The 17,161-nt window shown below is 71.2% G+C and carries 13 protein-coding genes; 11 read left to right on the top strand and 2 right to left on the bottom strand.

What is annotated here, in order from left to right:
- Positions 1–660: 660 nt before the first annotated feature.
- From KN815_RS31320 to KN815_RS31280, 9 genes are all read left to right on the top strand, one after another.
- Positions 661–2,550, top strand: coding sequence for an FAD/NAD(P)-binding protein (locus KN815_RS31320; protein WP_216345238.1), 1,890 nt, complete (start codon positions 661–663; stop codon positions 2,548–2,550).
- 66 nt (positions 2,551–2,616) lie between these two features.
- A complete protein-coding gene (locus KN815_RS31315; RefSeq protein ID WP_216345237.1) occupies positions 2,617–3,510 on the top strand; it encodes an amino acid ABC transporter permease in 894 nt (297 codons plus the stop codon).
- A 5-nt stretch (positions 3,511–3,515) separates the two neighbouring features.
- The gene (locus tag KN815_RS31310; RefSeq protein WP_216345239.1) at positions 3,516–4,268 is read left to right on the top strand and encodes an amino acid ABC transporter ATP-binding protein; all 753 of its coding nucleotides are present in this window, start codon (positions 3,516–3,518) and stop codon (positions 4,266–4,268) included.
- 107 nt (positions 4,269–4,375) lie between these two features.
- Complete coding sequence (locus KN815_RS31305; protein WP_216345236.1) at positions 4,376–5,344, top strand: ABC transporter substrate-binding protein; 969 nt, start codon at positions 4,376–4,378, stop codon at positions 5,342–5,344.
- A gap of 37 nt (positions 5,345–5,381) precedes the next feature.
- A complete protein-coding gene (locus KN815_RS31300) occupies positions 5,382–6,485 on the top strand; it encodes an LLM class flavin-dependent oxidoreductase (protein WP_216345235.1) in 1,104 nt (367 codons plus the stop codon).
- Positions 6,482–7,783 (top strand): NtaA/DmoA family FMN-dependent monooxygenase, encoded by a 1,302-nt coding sequence (locus tag KN815_RS31295; protein WP_216345234.1) that lies wholly within the window; start codon positions 6,482–6,484, stop codon positions 7,781–7,783. Before KN815_RS31300 ends, KN815_RS31295 begins: the two co-directional genes overlap by 4 nt.
- Before the next feature lie 356 nt (positions 7,784–8,139).
- On the top strand, positions 8,140–9,045 hold the full coding sequence (locus tag KN815_RS31290) for a S1 family peptidase (RefSeq protein WP_216345233.1): 906 nt from the start codon (positions 8,140–8,142) through the stop codon (positions 9,043–9,045).
- 229 nt (positions 9,046–9,274) lie between these two features.
- Positions 9,275–10,207 carry a slipin family protein gene (locus tag KN815_RS31285; protein ID WP_216345232.1) on the top strand — a complete coding sequence of 311 codons (933 nt, stop codon included), beginning with the start codon at positions 9,275–9,277 and terminating at the stop codon, positions 10,205–10,207.
- 351 nt (positions 10,208–10,558) lie between these two features.
- Positions 10,559–11,635: a S1 family peptidase gene (locus KN815_RS31280; RefSeq protein ID WP_216345231.1), complete on the top strand. Its 1,077-nt coding sequence runs from the start codon at positions 10,559–10,561 to the stop codon at positions 11,633–11,635.
- A 176-nt stretch (positions 11,636–11,811) separates the two neighbouring features.
- Here KN815_RS31280 and KN815_RS31275 read toward each other — a convergent pair whose 3' ends face one another.
- Together KN815_RS31275 and KN815_RS31270 are read right to left on the bottom strand one after the other, a co-directional pair.
- A complete protein-coding gene (locus KN815_RS31275) occupies positions 11,812–12,255 on the bottom strand; it encodes a subtilase-type protease inhibitor (protein ID WP_216345230.1) in 444 nt (147 codons plus the stop codon).
- Between the two features lie 408 nt (positions 12,256–12,663).
- Positions 12,664–13,116 carry a PPOX class F420-dependent oxidoreductase gene (locus KN815_RS31270; RefSeq protein WP_216345229.1) on the bottom strand — a complete coding sequence of 151 codons (453 nt, stop codon included), beginning with the start codon at positions 13,114–13,116 and terminating at the stop codon, positions 12,664–12,666.
- Positions 13,117–13,343: 227 nt separating this feature from the next.
- Between KN815_RS31270 and KN815_RS31265 the strand changes: the two genes are divergently transcribed.
- Together KN815_RS31265 and KN815_RS31260 are read left to right on the top strand one after the other, a co-directional pair.
- On the top strand, positions 13,344–16,973 hold the full coding sequence (locus KN815_RS31265; RefSeq protein ID WP_216345228.1) for a DNA polymerase III subunit alpha: 3,630 nt from the start codon (positions 13,344–13,346) through the stop codon (positions 16,971–16,973).
- Positions 16,970–17,161, top strand: a 192-nt coding sequence (locus tag KN815_RS31260; protein ID WP_216345227.1) for a hypothetical protein, incomplete at its 3' end; no start/stop codon positions are given. The genes KN815_RS31265 and KN815_RS31260, both read left to right, overlap by 4 nt.

Genomic DNA, 17,161 nt, shown 5'->3' with positions numbered 1-17,161 from the left:
CTGTGCCATAAGTGCAGTGACTGCTGCGACTGTTGTGACTGCTGTAGCAATTGCGGCGACTGCTGTAGCTGCGACTGCTGTGATGGTTGTGACTGCGGCTGCGACTGCTGAGACAATCCAGCCACTCCGGCGTTTGAGGAGCGGGGTCCAGGGGCGGAGCCCCGGTGGGGGCCGGGGTCGGGCCCCACGCGGCGGAGCCGCATATCGATGCTGGAGGAAGGGGCGGGGAGGGGTGGAGTACTGACGTGTGTGGGCAGGTCGAAGGCGCGTGACGACGCGGAAGTGCTGCGGCCACGCCGGGGGAGGGAATCCGGCGGGCGCGGGCGAAGCCTCGAAGCGCTGAGGGACGGAAATCCCCTATGGCAGCGGAGGCGGGCGGTCAGCCCGAACAGGACGACGACCACACTCGACCGAAGTCGATGTGGTCGCGCGTGACCAGTCGCTGCCTTGAGTCCATGGGCCAAGTGGAGCAGCCATCCGCTTCCGCGTCAACTGCCGTGAGACGCGCTGCTCACAGTTCGGACAGCCTTGACAGCGCACCGTGGGGACGCCTTAGCCTCGGGCCCATGTCGAGCTGAGGGGCTCGGCTGCCGAGCTGAGGGGCTCGGCCGTGTGTGAAGGCCAGGCGTGTGTTCACTTCAGAACTCACGGAGCCTCCGCATGTCCGCGAACCCGGACCAGCCTCCCCGATCACCCGCCACGATCGTCATCGTCGGCGCGGGCCCGCGTGCCACCGGTCTGATCGAGCGCCTCGCCGCCAACGCCCCCGAACTGCGCGGCGACGGCGCCCCGTTCGAGCTGCACCTGGTCGATCCGCATCCGCCCGGCGGCGGCCGCATCTGGCGCCCGGACCAGTCCCCGCTGCTGTGGATGAACTCCATGGCCGAGGACGTCACCATGTTCACCGACGAGTCGGTGGAGCGCGAAGGACCGATACGCCCCGGCCCCTCCCTCGCCGAATGGGCCGACAAGATCCGCGCGGGGGAGCCGCCCGGCGCCCGCGCCCTGCCGCCCGAACTCGCCGCCGAGGCCGCCGCCCTGACCGGGCAGAGCTTCGCCACCCGGCGCCTCCAGAGCGCCTATCTGCGCTGGGTGTACGAGCGCTCGGTGGCCGCCCTGCCGCCCGGGACCACCGTCCATGAGCACCGGGACCGGGCCGTACGCGTCACCGGACCGCGCGACGGACGTCAGCAGGTGTGGCTGGAGGGGCGGACCGCCCCGCTCACCGCCGACGCCGTGGTCCTCGCCCTCGGCCACCTCGACGCCGAACCCGACGCCGAGCAGCGGGCGCTCACCGCGTTCGCCGCCGAGCACGGACTCGTCCACCTCCCGCCGGAGTTCACCGCCGACAGCGAGCTGAGCGTGCTGCGCCCCGGCGAGCCGGTGCTGGTGCGCGGCCTCGGCCTCGCCTTCGTCGATCTGATGGTGCTGCTCACCGAGGGGCGCGGCGGACGCTATGAGCGCGGCCCGGACGGGGAGCTGGTCTACCGGCCGTCGGGCCGCGAGCCCGTGCTGTACGCCGGTTCGCGGCGCGGCGTCCCGTACCACGCCAAGATCGGCTACTCGCTGAGCGGTGAGCGGCCCCCGGTGCCGCGCTTCTTCGGCCCCGCCCAGGTCGACGCGTTGCGCTCGCTTCCCGGACGGCCGGACTTCCGGCGCGACATCTGGCCGCTGATCGCCAAGGAGCTGGGATTCGCCCACTACCACCGGCTGTTCACCGCCCATCCGGAGCGGACGGCCGGGGAGTGGCCCGCGTTCGAGGAGAAGTACGCCGTCTGCCCGCCCGGCAGCCCCGAACTGGACGCCCTGGTCGCCGCGGCAGTCCCCGACCCGGCCGACCGGCTCGACCTCGACGCCCTCGACCACCCCCTGGCCGGGCTGCGGTTCCCCGACCACGAGGCCCTGGAGCAGGGGCTGCGCGCCCATATCGAGGCCGACCTCGCCCGCCGTCACAACCCCGCGCACAGCCCCGACCTGGCCGTCTTCCTCGCCCTGCTCTCCGTCTACGGCCAGTTGATCCGGCTCGGCGACATCGGCGGCTGGTGGCACGGCTTCTTCAGCTACCTCGCCTCCGGCCCGCCCGGCCCACGGCTCGAGCAACTGCTCGCGCTCTCCCGCGCCGGAGTGGTGCGCTTCCTCGGCGCCGAGACGACCGTGACCGCCGATCCGCTGCGCGGGGTGTTCCGGGCGAGCTCCGCCAGTGTGCCCGGCCATGCCGTCGAGGCCCGTGCGCTGGTCGAGGCCCGGCTGCCGGAGCCCACCATGGACCGCTCCCGCGACACCCTGCTGCGCTCCCTGCACCGCGACGGCGCCGCCGCCACCCCGGCCGGACTGCTCGCCGTAAGCCCCACCGACGGCCGGATCCTGGACCGGGCCGGAAGTCCGCATCCGCGCCGCTTCGCGCTCGGCCCGCACACCGACGCCCGCGCGTCGGGCGCCTTCGCCCGGCCCCGTACCAACGCGCCCGCGTTCCGGCAGAACGACGCCACCGCGCGGGCCCTGCTGCGCTGTCTGCGCGACCTGTCCTGTCGCGCCTCGCTCACCGCCTGAGCATCCCCCGGAAGACCGTTCCCGGGAAAACCTCCGCTCTCCTCCGAAAGCCCCCAAGGACCCTCCATGTCGCTGACCTCCGATCCACTTGTCGACAAAACCGCCGAAAGCGGCGCCGCCGAACGCGAGGACTACTCCGCCCTCGAGGTCGTCCCGGTACGCCACCCCTGGCGCTGGGCCGCCGTCGCCGTCACCGCCGTCCTGGTGGCCCAGTTCGCCAACGGCCTGATCACCAACCCCGGCTGGGAGTGGGACGTCTTCGCCGACTTCTTCACCACCCGGACCGTCCTCAAGGCGGTCTGGATCACCATCCAGCTCACCTGCTACGGCACCGCGCTCGGCTTCGCCCTCGGGATCGTCCTCGCCTTCATGCGGCTGTCCCGGAGCCCGTTCCTGAAGTCGGTGGCCTTCACCTATATCTGGGCGTTCCGCTCCATCCCGCTCATCGTCCAACTGCTCTTCTGGTTCAACCTCACCTATCTCTACAAGCGGCTCGACTTCGGCATCCCCTTCGGCCCCGGCTTCTTCTCCTTCGACACCGCGGGGCTGGTCGGCGCGATGAGCGCGGCGGTGCTCGGACTCGCCCTCCACCAGGCGGCCTACGCGGCGGAGATCGTGCGCGGCGGGGTCCTCGCGGTCGACGGCGGACAGTTGGAGGCGGCGGCCGCGCTCGGCATCCCCCGGCTGCGGCAGTTGCGCAAGATCGTGCTCCCGCAGGCGATGCGGTCGATCCTGCCGAACGCCGCCAACGAGGTCATCTCGCTCTTCAAGGGCACCTCGATCGTCTCCGTCATGGCGATCGGCGAACTCTTCTACCAGGTGCAGGTCATCTACGGACGCAACGGCCGGGTCGTGCCGCTGCTGATGGTCGCGACCGTCTGGTACATCATCCTGACCACCGTGCTCTCGATCGCGCAGTACTACGTCGAGCGCCACTTCTCGCGGGGAGCCACCCGATGACCGCCATGGTCGACATCCGCTCCGTCCACAAGAGCTTCGGGTCGCTGGAGGTGCTGCGCGGTATCGACCTGGAGGTGCGCTCCGGGGAGGTGGCCGTCGTCCTCGGGCCGTCGGGCTCCGGCAAGTCCACGCTGCTGCGCACCATCAACCATCTGGAGAAGGTGGACAGCGGCTGGATCAGCGTCGGCGGCTCGCTGGTCGGCTACCGCCGCCAGGGCGACCGCCTCTATGAGCTGCGCGAACGCGAGATCCTCAAACAGCGCACCCGGATCGGCTTCGTCTTCCAGAACTTCAACCTCTTCCCGCATCTGACGGTGCTGGAGAACATCGTCGAGGCGCCGGTCTCGGCCCTGTGCCGCCCCAGGAAAGAAGCGGTCCACAGCGCCGAGACGCTGCTCGCCCGGGTCGGTCTGGCCGACAAGGCGGCCGCGTACCCCCGGCAGCTCTCCGGCGGACAGCAGCAGCGGGTGGCGATCGCCCGCGCCCTCGCCCTGGAGCCCGAGCTGCTGCTCTTCGACGAGCCGACCTCCGCCCTCGACCCCGAACTGGTCGGCGAGGTTCTCGATGTCATCAAGGACCTGGCCCATCAGGGCACCACGATGATCGTCGTCACCCATGAGATCGGCTTCGCGCGGGAGGTCGCCGACACCGTCGTCTTCATGGACGGCGGCCGGATCGTCGAGCAGGGCCCACCGGCCGAGGTGCTGGACGCCCCACGCCAGGAACGCACCAAGGCGTTTCTCTCCAAGGTCCTCTGAGGCCACCGATGTTCACGAGATCAGCGAGGTCCGCGAGACGACCGAGGTCCGCGAGATCACCGATGTCCGCAAGACCACCGATGTTCACTTACGCAAGGAGCACCCCCGTGAAGACCCGCCGCACCCTCGTCACCGCCGTCGCCGTCCTCACCGCCGCCGCCCTGCTCGGCGGCTGCGGCGACGGCGATGTCCGGGAGACGGTGGGCTCCAAGGGCACCAACGGCGCCGGCACCATCAATATCGGCCCCGACCAGCACCGCGTCAGAGGGAAGAAGGTCGCCTCGATCGCGGCGAAGGTGCCGGCCGCGATCCGCGCACGCGGCACCCTGCGCATCGGCGGCAGCGCCGACGCCTCCCCGCCGCTCGGCTTCTACGCGACCGACGACAAGACCCGGATCGGCTCCGAGATCGACCTCGCCACGCTGGTCGCCGACACCCTCGGGCTCAAGGTCGACTTCCAGGCGGTCTCCTGGGAGAACCTCTTCGTCGGCCTCGACAGCTCCAAGTTCGACGGCGTCTTCTCCAATGTGACGGTCACCGAGGAGCGCAAGGAGAAGTACGACTTCGCCACCTACCGGCTGGACGACCTCGCCTTCGAGGCCAAGAAGGGCACCTCCTGGCGGGTCAAGGGCCCCGCGGACGTGGCGGGCAAGACCATCTCGGTCGCCTCCGGCACCAACCAGGAGAAGATCCTGGTCGACTGGAGCAAGCAGAACCAGAAGGCGGGCCGCAAGCCCGTGGACATCAAGTACTTCCAGAAGGACACCGACTACTACCTCGCCCTTCAATCGGGCCGTATCGACGCCTATTTCGGTCCCCACCCCACCTCCGCCTACCACGTGGCCTCGGCCGGTCAGACCCAGGTGATCGGCCGCTTCTCGGGCGGTGGCGACCAGGTGCAGGGCAAGATCGCGGCCACCACCAGGAAGGGCAGCGGGCTGGTCGACGCCTATGCCGCGGCCCTGGACCACGTGATCGAGGACGGCTCGTACGCCAAGGTCCTCAAGCGCTGGGGGCTCTCCAGTGAGGCGGTGAAGAAGTCCGAGATCAACCCGCCCGGTCTGCCCACGCCGTGACCGTGCCCCCCACCCCCGACCCAGGAAGGCCCTGACCATGGCCGTACCGACCGGCACCCTGCACCTGGCCGCCGCCATCGACGGCGACGGGCAGTACCAGGCGCCGTACTACGTGGAGCTGGCCCGCCTCGCCGAGGAGGGCACGCTCGACTTCATCACCGTGGACGACACCTTCGGCCCTCCGGGGCCGGGCCGGGGCAGGCTCGACGCGCTCGCCGTCCTCGCGCGTGTCGCGCCCGCCACCGGGCGGATCGGACTGGTGCCGACCGTCACCACCACCCACACCGAGCCGTTCCATGTCTCCTCCGCCGTCGCCACCTTGGACTGGGTCAGCCGCGGCCGGGCGGGGTGGCGGGTCGAGGTGTCGGCGACGGAGGCGGAGGCCCGGCTGGTGGGCCGCCGCCCCGCCGCGCCGGCCGGGGAGCTGTGGGCCGAGGCGGGGGAGGTCGCCGATGTGGTGGCCCGGCTGTGGGATAGCTGGGAGGACGACGCCGAGATCCGTGACGCCGCCACCGGCCGCTTCATCGACCGCGACAAGCTGCACTACGTGGACTTCGAGGGCGCGCACTTCTCGGTGCGCGGCCCGGCCATCGTGCCCCGGCCGCCGCAGGGCCACCCGGTGGTGGCCGTCGCCGCCACCGACCCGGTGACCTGGCAGACCGCGGCCCGACACGCCGATGTGGTGTACCTGCGCGCCACCTCCCTGGAGGAGGCGGGCCGTATCCGCGACGAGCTGCGGCGCCGCGCGGTGGCGCACGGCCGGGAGCCCGGCGCGCTCACCGTGCTCGCCGCCGTCGCCGTGGACCTGGCCGACGGGGAGGGCGCGCCCGGGACCGCCCCGGCCGTGAACTCGCCGGTCGCGCTGATCGACACGCCCGGCGGACCGCCGCTGTACCGCGGGGGACCGGCCGGACTCGCCGAGCTGATCACCGGCTGGCATACCGCCGACGCGGTGGACGGGTTCCACATCACTCCCGTCGCCCCACGCCATGACCTGGAACGTTTCGTCAACGGCACCGTGGCGCTGCTCCAGCACCGAGGGCTGTTCCGCACCTTCTATCCCGGTGCGGCACTCCGCGACCACCTGGGGCTTTCCCGCCCGGCCAGCCGCTACGCCCTGGAGCGGGAGGCCGCCCGATGAGCAGGCAGCACCAGCAGATCCATCTCGCGGCCCACTTCCCGGGCGTCAACAACACCACCGTCTGGACCGACCCCCGGTCCCGAAGCCAGATCGACTTCGACTCCTTCGAACATCTCGCGCGCACCGCCGAGCGCGGGCTGTTCGACTTCTTCTTCCTCGCCGAGGGGCTGCGGCTGCGTGAGCACAACGGCCGGATCCATGACCTCGACGTGGTCGGCAGGCCCGAGTCGATCACCGTGCTGAACGCGCTCGCCGCCGTCACCGAACGGCTGGGGCTGGCCGCCACCGTCAACGCCACGTTCAACGAACCGTACGAACTGGCCCGCCGGCTGGCCTCCCTGGACCATCTCAGCGGGGGCCGCGCCGCCTGGAACGTGGTCACCTCCTCCGATGCCTTCACCGGCGAGAACTTCCGGCGCGGCGGCTTCCTGGACCGGGCCGACCGCTACACCCGGGCCGCCGAGTTCGTCGCCACCGCCCGTGAGCTGTGGGACTCCTGGACGCCGGACGGCACGTCCCGCCCGTTCGCCCACACCGGCGGGCACTTCACCATCGACGGTGAGTTCGGCGTGGAGCGCTCACCGCAGGGCCATCCGGTGGTGATCCAGGCCGGGGACTCCGACGAGGGCCGGGAGTTCGCCGCCTCCGCCGCGGACATCATCTTCACCCGGCATGGCTCGCCGGCGGCCGGGCGTGCCTTCTACGCCGACGTCAAGCGGCGGCTCGCGCGGTACGGGCGCGCCCCGGAGGAGCTGAAGATCATGCCCGGGGTGACCCTGGTCCTCGGCGACACCGCGGCCGACGCCCAGGAGAAGGCCGCCGAGATCCGGCTCCAGCAGGTGTCACCGCAGACCGCGCTGCTCACCCTGGAACAGATCTGGGGTGTGGACCTGTCCGGCTACGACCCGGACGGGCCGCTTCCGGACATCGACCCCGACCCCGACTCGCAGTTGACCCAGGGCCGGGTGCGGCATGGCGATCCGCTGGCCGTGGCCGCCAAGTGGCGGGCGCTGTCGGAGGAGAAAGGGCTGTCCATCCGGCAGACCGTCATCGAGGCCAACGGGCGGCAGTCGTTCATCGGCACCCCGGCGGCGGTCGCCGCGCAGATGACGGAATTCGTCGCCGCCGACGCCGCCGACGGTTTCATCCTCGTCCCGCATCTGACCCCCGGCGGGCTCGATGACTTCGTGGACCGGGTGGTGCCACTGCTCCAGGAGCGCGGGGTGTTCCGCACCGCGTACAGCGGTACGACACTCCGTGACCACCTGGGACTTCCCTATCCGGGGGAGCGGGGCTGAGCGGCTTGGCACCGGCCCGGCCGCGGGGATGTGACCGGCCGGTGCCCTAGAGCCCTTCTGACGGATCTCCGTGGGAGAAGGACCCTAGCCGGAACCCGATCGCCCGCGCGTCCGTCTCAGGGGTTACCCAGGGGATGGGAGCACAAGCCCCGGCGGCGTGAACCCGCCGGGGCTATGTGGCATGTGCTTGCCGACCGTTCCGAATTGTCCTCTTGCGCGGTGCGCCCACGGCCACGAATACTTCCGGAAGCGCTTGTCAGGGGCACGCCGAATCGGACGTATTGATCGTCGGCGTGCTCATTGACTGCGCCTCACGGGCCTGCCCGCCCAGGCCCCCGATTCCCCCGGAGGAAGAGTTGAGGATCAAGCGCAACGCCCCCCACAACAAGCAGGCGAGACGCATCGCCCTGATCGCCGCGACCTCCGCCCTGGTGGCCGGAGCGGCGCTCGCCGCCCCCGCCGCCTACGCCGGAAGCGACGGCGCCCGCACCTTCAGCGCGGCTGAGGCCAAGTCGGCGAGCGACGCCGTCCTCAAGGCCGATGTCGCGGGCACCGCCTGGTACGTCGACAAGGCGACCAACAAGCTCCACATCACCGCCGACAGCACGGTGTCCCAGAGCGAGATAACCAAGATCAAGAACACCGCCGGTGCGAGCGCCGACGCGATCGAGGTCAAGCGGACCTCGGGCAAGATTCAGAAGCTGATCTCAGGCGGCGACGCGATCTACGCGGATAGCTGGCGCTGCTCCCTCGGCTTCAACGTGCGCAACAGCAGCGGGGCCAACTACTTCGTCACCGCCGGTCACTGCACCGACGGTGCGGGCACCTGGTGGTCGAACTCCGGCCACTCCACCACCATCGGCCCGACGGCCGGCTCCAGCTTCCCGACCAACGACTACGGTCTGGTCCGGTACAGCGGCTCGGCCACCCCCCAGGGCACCGTCGGCAGCCAGGACATCACCTCGGCCGCCAACCCCACCGTGGGCCAGACGGTCACCCGGCGCGGCTCCACCACCGGCATCCACAGCGGCCGGGTCACCGCGCTGAACGCCACGGTCAACTACGGCAACGGCGACATCGTCTACGGCATGATCCAGACCACGGTCTGCGCCGAGCCCGGCGACAGCGGCGGCCCGCTCTACGCCGGGTCCACCGCCCTCGGCCTCACCTCCGGCGGCAGCGGCAACTGCACCTCCGGTGGCACCACGTTCTTCCAGCCGGTCGTCGAGGCGCTGAACGCGTACGGCGTGAGCGTCTACTGATCGGCGCCGTCCCTTCGCTGATCATCTCCGCACCAGGCTGAACGAGAGCCCCCGTCCGGGCCACCGGACGGGGGCTCTTCGCGCCTTCGGGCAGCGCCCCTGGGTGGGGGCTTTCCGTGCCGCCGGAAGGGGCCATTCCGCGGCCCTCCCCACTATCCGGCGAGCGGACTATCGTGGACATGTACCCCACGAGGGGCATTGTTCACGATACGGACGGCAGGTGGCCGTGATGGTCGATGCGCTCGTGACATTGATAGTGGTACTGGCTTGCCTCTGCGCCCTCGGCGTGCTGGCCGCGGCCCGGGTGGTCAAGCAGTACGAGCGGGGTGTGGTCTTCCGGCTCGGGAGGCTGCGCTCGGATATCCGGGGGCCCGGATTCACCATGATCACTCCCATGGTCGACCGGCTCCAGAAGGTCAATATGCAGATCGTGACGATGCCCGTGCCCGCCCAGGAGGGCATCACCCGGGACAATGTGACCGTGCGGGTCGACGCCGTCGTCTACTTCAAGGTCGTGGACCCGGCCGAGGCGCTCATCGCGGTCGAGGACTACCGCTTCGCCGTCTCCCAGATGGCCCAGACCTCGCTGCGGTCGATCATCGGAAAGAGCGATCTGGACGATCTTCTCTCCAACCGGGAGAAGCTCAACCAGGGCCTCGAGCTCATGATCGACAGCCCGGCCGTCGGCTGGGGCGTCCATATCGACCGGGTGGAGATCAAGGACGTGTCGCTGCCGGAGACCATGAAGCGGTCGATGGCCCGCCAGGCGGAGGCCGACCGGGAGCGCCGCGCCCGGGTCATCAACGCGGACGCGGAGCTCCAGGCGTCGAAGAAGCTGGCCGAGGCCGCTTCCCAGATGGCCGACACCCCCTCGGCCCTCCAGTTGCGGCTGCTCCAGACGGTGATGGCGGTCGCCGCCGAGAAGAACTCCACGCTGGTGCTGCCCATCCCGGTCGAGCTGCTGCGTTTCCTGGAGCGGGGTGCCCAGGAGATCCCGGCCGCGGCCCGGACGGAGGGCGATGCGCAGGGCGGCGCCCCGGCCGCCGGTCCGGCCACCGCCCCGGAGCGGGAGGCCGCGCCCGCGCAGCCGGCCCAGCCCGCCCGGCAGGCGATGCCGACGCTCACCGAGCGCGAACCGGAGCCGCATGCCGTGGACCGATGAGCCGCCGGAGGTGCCTGATCCGCCAACAGGGCTCTCGCCAGAGGGGTTTCCGCCAGGGGATCGCGCGCGGTTGATTCGCCCGGTTTGACGGCTCGTCCGGATAACTGATTCGGTGCCCGTACACCCAGAAGGTGTGCGGGCACCGCCATGTCCGGACATGAGGGCGCCGGGTAAATTTCACGGCGATGACGCGAACGCACCCTTGTGCGCGGCCGGTGGCGGTGGGAATACTCGGCGGCGCAATTTGGCATGGACGCGCCCCGGAGTGGGGAGAAGCGCCATGTCGCTACGCCCTCCGGGCCCTGGCACCCCACTGCCGTCGGGCCCAACCCCCCACTGGAAGGCAGAGACTTGAAGCACCGCCGCATACCCAAGCGCCGTGTCGCCATAGCCGGAGCCGGCATCGCGGCCCTGGTCGCCACGGGCATCACCCTCCAGAGCGCCAACGCCGCCCCGAGTGAGCCCCAGCCCGACACCCTCTCGGTCGGCGCCGCCGGAAAGCTCGCCAACACCCTCACCTCGTCGCTGAAGGGCGACACGGCGGGTGCGTACTACGACGCCAAGGCCAAGAAGCTCGTCGTCAACGTGGTCAACAAGGGCGTCGTGGACAAGGTCCGGGACGCCGGGGCCGAGGTCAAGGTCGTCAAGCACACCCTGGCCGAGCTGAGCGGCGCGCGTCAGACGCTCAAGGAGAAGGCCACCATCCCCGGCACCTCGTGGTCGGTGGACCCCAGAAGCAACAAGGTCGTCGTCACCGCGGACAGCTCCGTCAAGGGCGCCCGGATGGCCACCCTCGACAAGGTCACCAAGGCACTCGGCGACAAGGTCGAGGTGAAGCACTCGGCCGGTAAGTTCTCCACCTTCATCGCCGGTGGCGACGCCATCTGGGGCGACGGCGGGCGCTGCTCGCTGGGCTTCAACGTGGTCAAGGGCGGCCAGCCGTACTTCCTGACCGCCGGTCACTGCACCGAGGCCATCAGCAGTTGGTCGGACTCGCAGGGCGGCGAGGAGATCGGCACCAACGAGGGCAGCGACTTCCCCGGTAACGACTACGGGCTGGTCAAGTACACCAAGGACACCGACCACCCGAGCGCGGTCGACCTCTACAACGGCAGCACCCAGGCCATCTCCAAGGCCGGTGACGCCACGGTCGGCCAGAAGGTGACGCGCAGCGGCTCCACCACCCAGGTGCACGACGGCGAGGTCACCGGCCTCAACGCGACCGTCAACTACCAGGAGGGGACGGTCGAGGGGCTGATCCAGACCACGGTCTGCGCCGAGCCCGGCGACAGCGGCGGCGCGCTCTTCGCGGGCGACACCGCGCTGGGTCTGACCTCCGGCGGCAGCGGTAACTGCTCCTCGGGCGGCGAGACCTTCTTCCAGCCGGTGCCGGAGGCGCTCCAGGCGTTCGGCGCCGAGATCGGCTGACCTGGGACGACCTGGGACGACCTGGGAGCGTTGCGCTCCCGCGGTCCGCTCCATGTGAACAAGAGCAGGCCCCCGGACACCCGTGGACGGTGTCCGGGGGCCTTCCCTTTGCCGTGCTCAGCCTGTTGTGCTCAGGCTGTTGTGCTCATCGCCGTGCTCGACGGTCGTTCGGCCGGTCAGAACTCGAAGACCATCGTCGGGGCCGCGCTCTTGAAGCAGTTGTTCGCGAAGGTGTGCTCGTACGACACCCGGCGGCCGTCCCAGATCCCCTCGGCGGTGACCGTGATGGGGTGCCACTCCTTGGTGCACACCCGGCCGGGCTCCGCGCCGGTGCGAAGCTGGCCGAACGTGCCGCCCACGGAGCGGAGTTCGGCGCATGCCTTGGCGGGGGCCGGGTGGGTGCCGGTGGCGGTGGGGCGACAGCTCAGTGTCACCGCTCGCTGGACCTCGGTCGTGGCCGCGTCGGCCCCCCAGCCGACGGTGAGGACCAGGGCGGAGGGCGGGTACAGGCTCTGCGGCTTGGCGGGCTGGGCGTTTGCCGTGCCGCTTGTGCCGATCCCCAGCACGGCGCTCACGGCCAGAGCGGCTCCGAGCCCGATCGCCCCAGTAGTCTTCCGCATTTCGAACACTCCCTTGCTCGTCGTTGCAGATACCGGACGGAGTCTTACGCGGTGCGCGTCAGGAACGCACGTCGATCGAGCACTTCCGGTCGCTACAAGTAGTCGTTCGGTGGCTTATTGTCGCGTGCGGGAGGTGGCCGGGCGCGGAACGCCGCGTGGCGACCGGGTGCGCGACAGTGCGCGGATTGCGCCCCTCGGGGACCCCGGCGCCGTTTCGCGCCCCCGGTGGATGGCGTGCTCAGCGAGGTGCCGAGGTGCTCAAATCGATTCAAGGGTGCTCAGGTGAGCGGGGCTGGGCGATGTTTGTGATGCCTCTGGGGCGAGGGCTGCCGCATGCCGCGCGAGAGCGAGAACCTGCCAGGGCAAGCTGACCGGCGGCTGATCGGTGACTGACCGGCGGTGGCCGCTCTAGCCCAGCTCTCCGCTCAGGGCCCCGGACTGCCGGCCCCAGCCGTAGCCGCGCCCCACGCGCAACCGCAGCACCAGCCGCCGCTCGGCCACCATCGCGGTGCGGAACTCCTCCCAGTCCGGATGGTCGCCCTGAATCGCGCGGTAGACCTCCACCAGCTCATCGGCGGTGGCGTCATGGGGGTCGGCGGCGACCGGCGTCAGCTCGGCATCGCCCTCGGCCACCAGATAGGAGGAGCGGTCCCCGCTGGTGACGTAGAAGCTCGCGCGCGGATCGCGGCGCAGATTGCGGGTCTTGGCGCGGTCATCGGTGACCGAGATCCGGATGAGGCGTGTCGCGGGGTCATAGGTGAAGGCGACGTTGGAGAGCTGCGGCCGTCCATCGCGCTTGAGGGTGACGAGCGCGCCGGTGCGCTGCTCCCGTAGCAGATCGAGCAGGGATCCCTCCGTCATGGTGATCAGAATACGCGCGGGCCGCTGACCGGCTCATGGATTCGACTGCCCGGCTTCCACGTGTCGCGTTCGCAAGGCGACACGCGGGATTAAAGGGCGTTTTGGGTGCTTATGGTGGAGAGGGGAAAGGCGATCGAACCGACTCGCACGCTTGTTCGAGAATGGGGTTATGGTGGGGCGTGGGACAAGCAGGGTCGGTCAGGGGGTGTGAGCAGCGGGAGGTGCGGATGCCAGGCTTCACGCATCTGCACACCGCGTCCGGGTTCTCCATGCGGTACGGGGCCGCGCACCCGGAGCGGCTGGCGCAGCGGGCCGCCGAGCGCGGTATGGACGCGATCGCGCTGACCGACCGCGACAGCCTCGCCGGAGCGGTGCGGTTCGCCCGGGCGTGTGAGCGCGCGGGGGTGCGGCCGCTCTTCGGGGTGGACCTCGCCGTACGGAGGGAGGCTCCGGAGCCGGGGCGCACCACTCGGCGCCGTACGCCGGTGCGCGGCGGGGCGTTCATCGACGAGTCCACGCCCCGGGCGGTCTTCCTCGCCCGGGACGGCGCGGCCGGCTGGGCCGCGCTGTGCGGGCTGGTCTCCGCCGCCCATGCGGGGCTCACCCACTCCGGATCCGCCCGGACGAACGGCGACGGGCCGCCCCTGCTGCACTGGCGCGACCTGGTGAGCGACCCCGGCGCGCTCGCCCCGCTGACCGTGCTGCTCGGCCCGGACTCCGACGTCGGCCGGGCCCTGGCCGCCGGGCGCCCCGACCGGGCCGAGCGGCTGATCGCCCCCTGGCGTGAACTCTTCGGCCACGCGCTGCGGCTGGAAGCCGTATGGCACGGCCGCACCGGCACCGGCCCGGGCTCGCTGCGGCTCGCCGCCCGTACCGTCGGCTTCGCCGCCGACCAGGGCATCCCGGCCGTGCTGAGCAACGCCGCCCGCTACGCCGACCCGGGGGAGGGGCCGGTCGCCGATGTCCTGGACGCGGCCCGCCGGCTCGTCCCCATCGACCCGCGCACCCCCGGGGCGCTCGACAGCGGTGAGCGCTGGCTCAAGGGGTCCCGGGACATGGCGAAGGCGGCCGAGCGGATCGTGGAGGCGGCCGGGATGCGGCGGGACGCCGCGCACCGGCTGCTGGAGGAGACCCGGCGCACCGCCGCCGCGTGTCTGGTCGACCCCGAGGACCACATCGGCCTGGGCAGCGTCCACTTCCCCGAGCCCCGGTTGGTCGGGGCCGGGCGGCGGAGCGCCGAGCGGGTGCTGCGGTCGCGCTGCGCCGCCGCCATGGTGCTGCGGGGGTACGACCGCGACCGGGTGCGCTGGGAGCGGCTCGAGGACGAGCTGCGCACCATCGAACGGCTCGGCTTCGCCTCGTACTTCCTCACCGTCGCGCAGGTCGTCGACGACACCCGGGAGCTGGGCATCCGGGTGGCCGCCCGTGGCTCCGGCGCCGGCTCGTTCGTCACCCATCTGCTGGGCATCACCCACGCCGACCCGGTGGCCAACGGCCTGCTGATGGAGCGCTTCCTGTCGGTGCGGCGCGCCGCGCTGCCCGATATCGACATCGATGTGGAGTCCGCGCGCCGGCTCGACGTCTATCGCGCGATCTTCGAGCGGTTCGGGGCGGAGCGGGTCGCGACCGTCTCGATGCCGGAGACCTACCGGGTGCGCCATGCCGTACGGGACGTGGGCGCGGCGCTCGGCATGGACCCGGCCGAGGTGGACCGGCTCGCCAAGTCCTTCCCGCATATCCGCGCCCGCGATGCCCGCGCGGCGCTCGCGGAACTGCCAGAGCTGCGGGCGCTACGAGAAGCGACCGCCGAGCAGAAACGTTTCGGCAGGTTCTGGGACCTGGTCGAGGCGCTCGACGGGCTGCCCCGTGGCATCGCCATGCACCCCTGCGGTGTGCTGCTCTCGGACGCCGGGCTGCTGGCCCGTACGCCCATCGTGCCCACCAGCGGCGAGGGCTTTCCCATGTCGCAGTTCGACAAGGACGACGTGGAGGAGCTCGGACTGCTCAAGCTCGACGTCCTCGGCGTACGGATGCAGTCCGCGATGGCGCACGCGGTCGCGGAGATCCGGCGGACCACCGGGCGGGTCGTGGACATCGACGACCCCGGACAGGTCCGGCCCGGCGATCCGGCCACCTACGACCTGATCCGTTCCACCGAGACGCTCGGCTGCTTCCAGATCGAATCGCCCGGTCAGCGCGATCTCCTCGGCCGGCTTCAGCCCACCTGCTTCCACGATCTCGTGGTCGACATATCGCTCTTCCGGCCGGGTCCGGTCGCCGCCGACATGGTCCGGCCCTTCATCGACGCCCGGCACGGCCGCAAGCCCGCGCGCTATCCGCATCCGGATCTGGAGGACGCGCTGCGCGAGACCCATGGGGTCGTGGTCTTCCATGAGCAGATCATCAAGATCGTGTCGATCATGACCGGATGTGAACGGGACCTCGCCGACGAGGCGCGGCGCGCGCTGTCCAATCCCGAGCGGCAGGGGCGGGTGCGGGCCTGGTTCCACGCGGAGGCGGAGAAGCGGGGCTACGCGCCGGAGGTGCGGCTGCGCACCTGGGAGATCGTCGAGGCGTTCGGCTCATACGGCTTCTGCAAGGCGCATGCCGTCGCCTTCGCGGTCCCGACGTATCAGTCCGCCTGGCTCAAGGCGCACCATCCGGCCGCCTTCTACGCCGGGCTGCTCACCCATGACCCCGGGATGTACCCGAAGCGGCTGCTGCTGGCGGACGCGCGGCGGCGCGGAGTGCCGATCCTGCCGCTGGATGTGAACCGGTCGGGCGCCGCTTATCGAATCGAACTGACGTCTGGTGCTTCTCGTGACATCGGTAACAAGGAGGACAGGCGTAACGAGGGGAGCGGAGACCGCATCGGCGTCCGGCTGGCGCTGAGCGACGTCCACGGCATCAGCGAGGCCGAGACCGAGCGGATCGCGGCCGGAGCGCCCTACTCCTCGCTCCAGGACCTGTGGCTGCGCGCCCACCCCGGGCGGCCGGTCGCCGAACGGCTGGCCCAGGTCGGCGCGTTGGACGCGTTCGGCACCAGCCGCCGCGATCTGCTGCTACAGATCGCCGAACTGCACCGGCAGCAGCGGGGCGCCGCCCGGCGCGACGCCGAGGGCCAGCTTCCGCTGGCCGAAACCGGCCCCGCCGCCCCCGCCGGGCTCCCCGACCTCGACGCGGACGAACGCCTCGGCGCCGAACTCGGCATCCTCGGTATGGACGTCTCCCGCCATCTCATGGGCGACCACCGGGACTTCCTGGAGGAGCTGGGCGCGATCCCCGCGAAGCGGCTGCGCGACGCGCCGCACGGGGAGGTCGTGCTCGTCGCCGGTGCCAAGGCCGCCACCCAGACCCCGCCGATCCGCTCGGGGCGCCGGGTCATCTTCACCACGCTCGACGACGGTACGGGGCTGGTCGACTGCGCCTTCTTCGACGACAGCCACGCGGCGTGCGCGCACACCGTCTTCCACTCCTGGCTGCTGCTCGTACGCGGCGTGGTCCAGCGGCGCGGCCCGCGCAGCCTCAGCGTCGTCGGCTCGGCCGTGTGGAACCTCGCGGAACTGGCCCGGCTCAGGAAGGAAGGCGGCCTTGAGGCGGTCGCCGCCGAACTGGCGGGGGTTGGCCCGGAGACGGCCGAGGCGGGCTCCGACTCCGGCCGCGAGGCGGGCTCCGACTCCGGTCGCGACTCCGGCCGAGAGGCGGGCTCCGACTCCGGCCGCGATTCCGACTCCGGCCGCCGCATCGAGATGCCCACCGGTTACGCCATGCACCCCTGGGCCGACCTCCAGCCCGCGGGCGACCAGGCCGCCACCGGCCGCAAGCTGTGGCATGCGAGTCCGGGGAGCGCGGGATGAACACCGAACAGCCGCCTGCGCAGGCGGCACCCGCGCGCGGGGCCCCTTCGGCTGCCTCTGCCGAGCGTCTGGCGTACGCCGTTCCGTGCCCGGTCGCGGCGGTGTCGTCCGACTCGCCCGTGGGGGCGGAGCCGCCCGCCATGCCCCTGCTCGGGGCCGTCCTGCTCGGCACCCGGGCCGCCACGCCC

Source organism: Streptomyces niphimycinicus, from assembly GCF_018883605.1.
Taxonomy (GTDB): domain Bacteria; phylum Actinomycetota; class Actinomycetes; order Streptomycetales; family Streptomycetaceae; genus Streptomyces; species Streptomyces niphimycinicus.
This window is presented reverse-complemented; position numbering and strand designations above follow the sequence as displayed.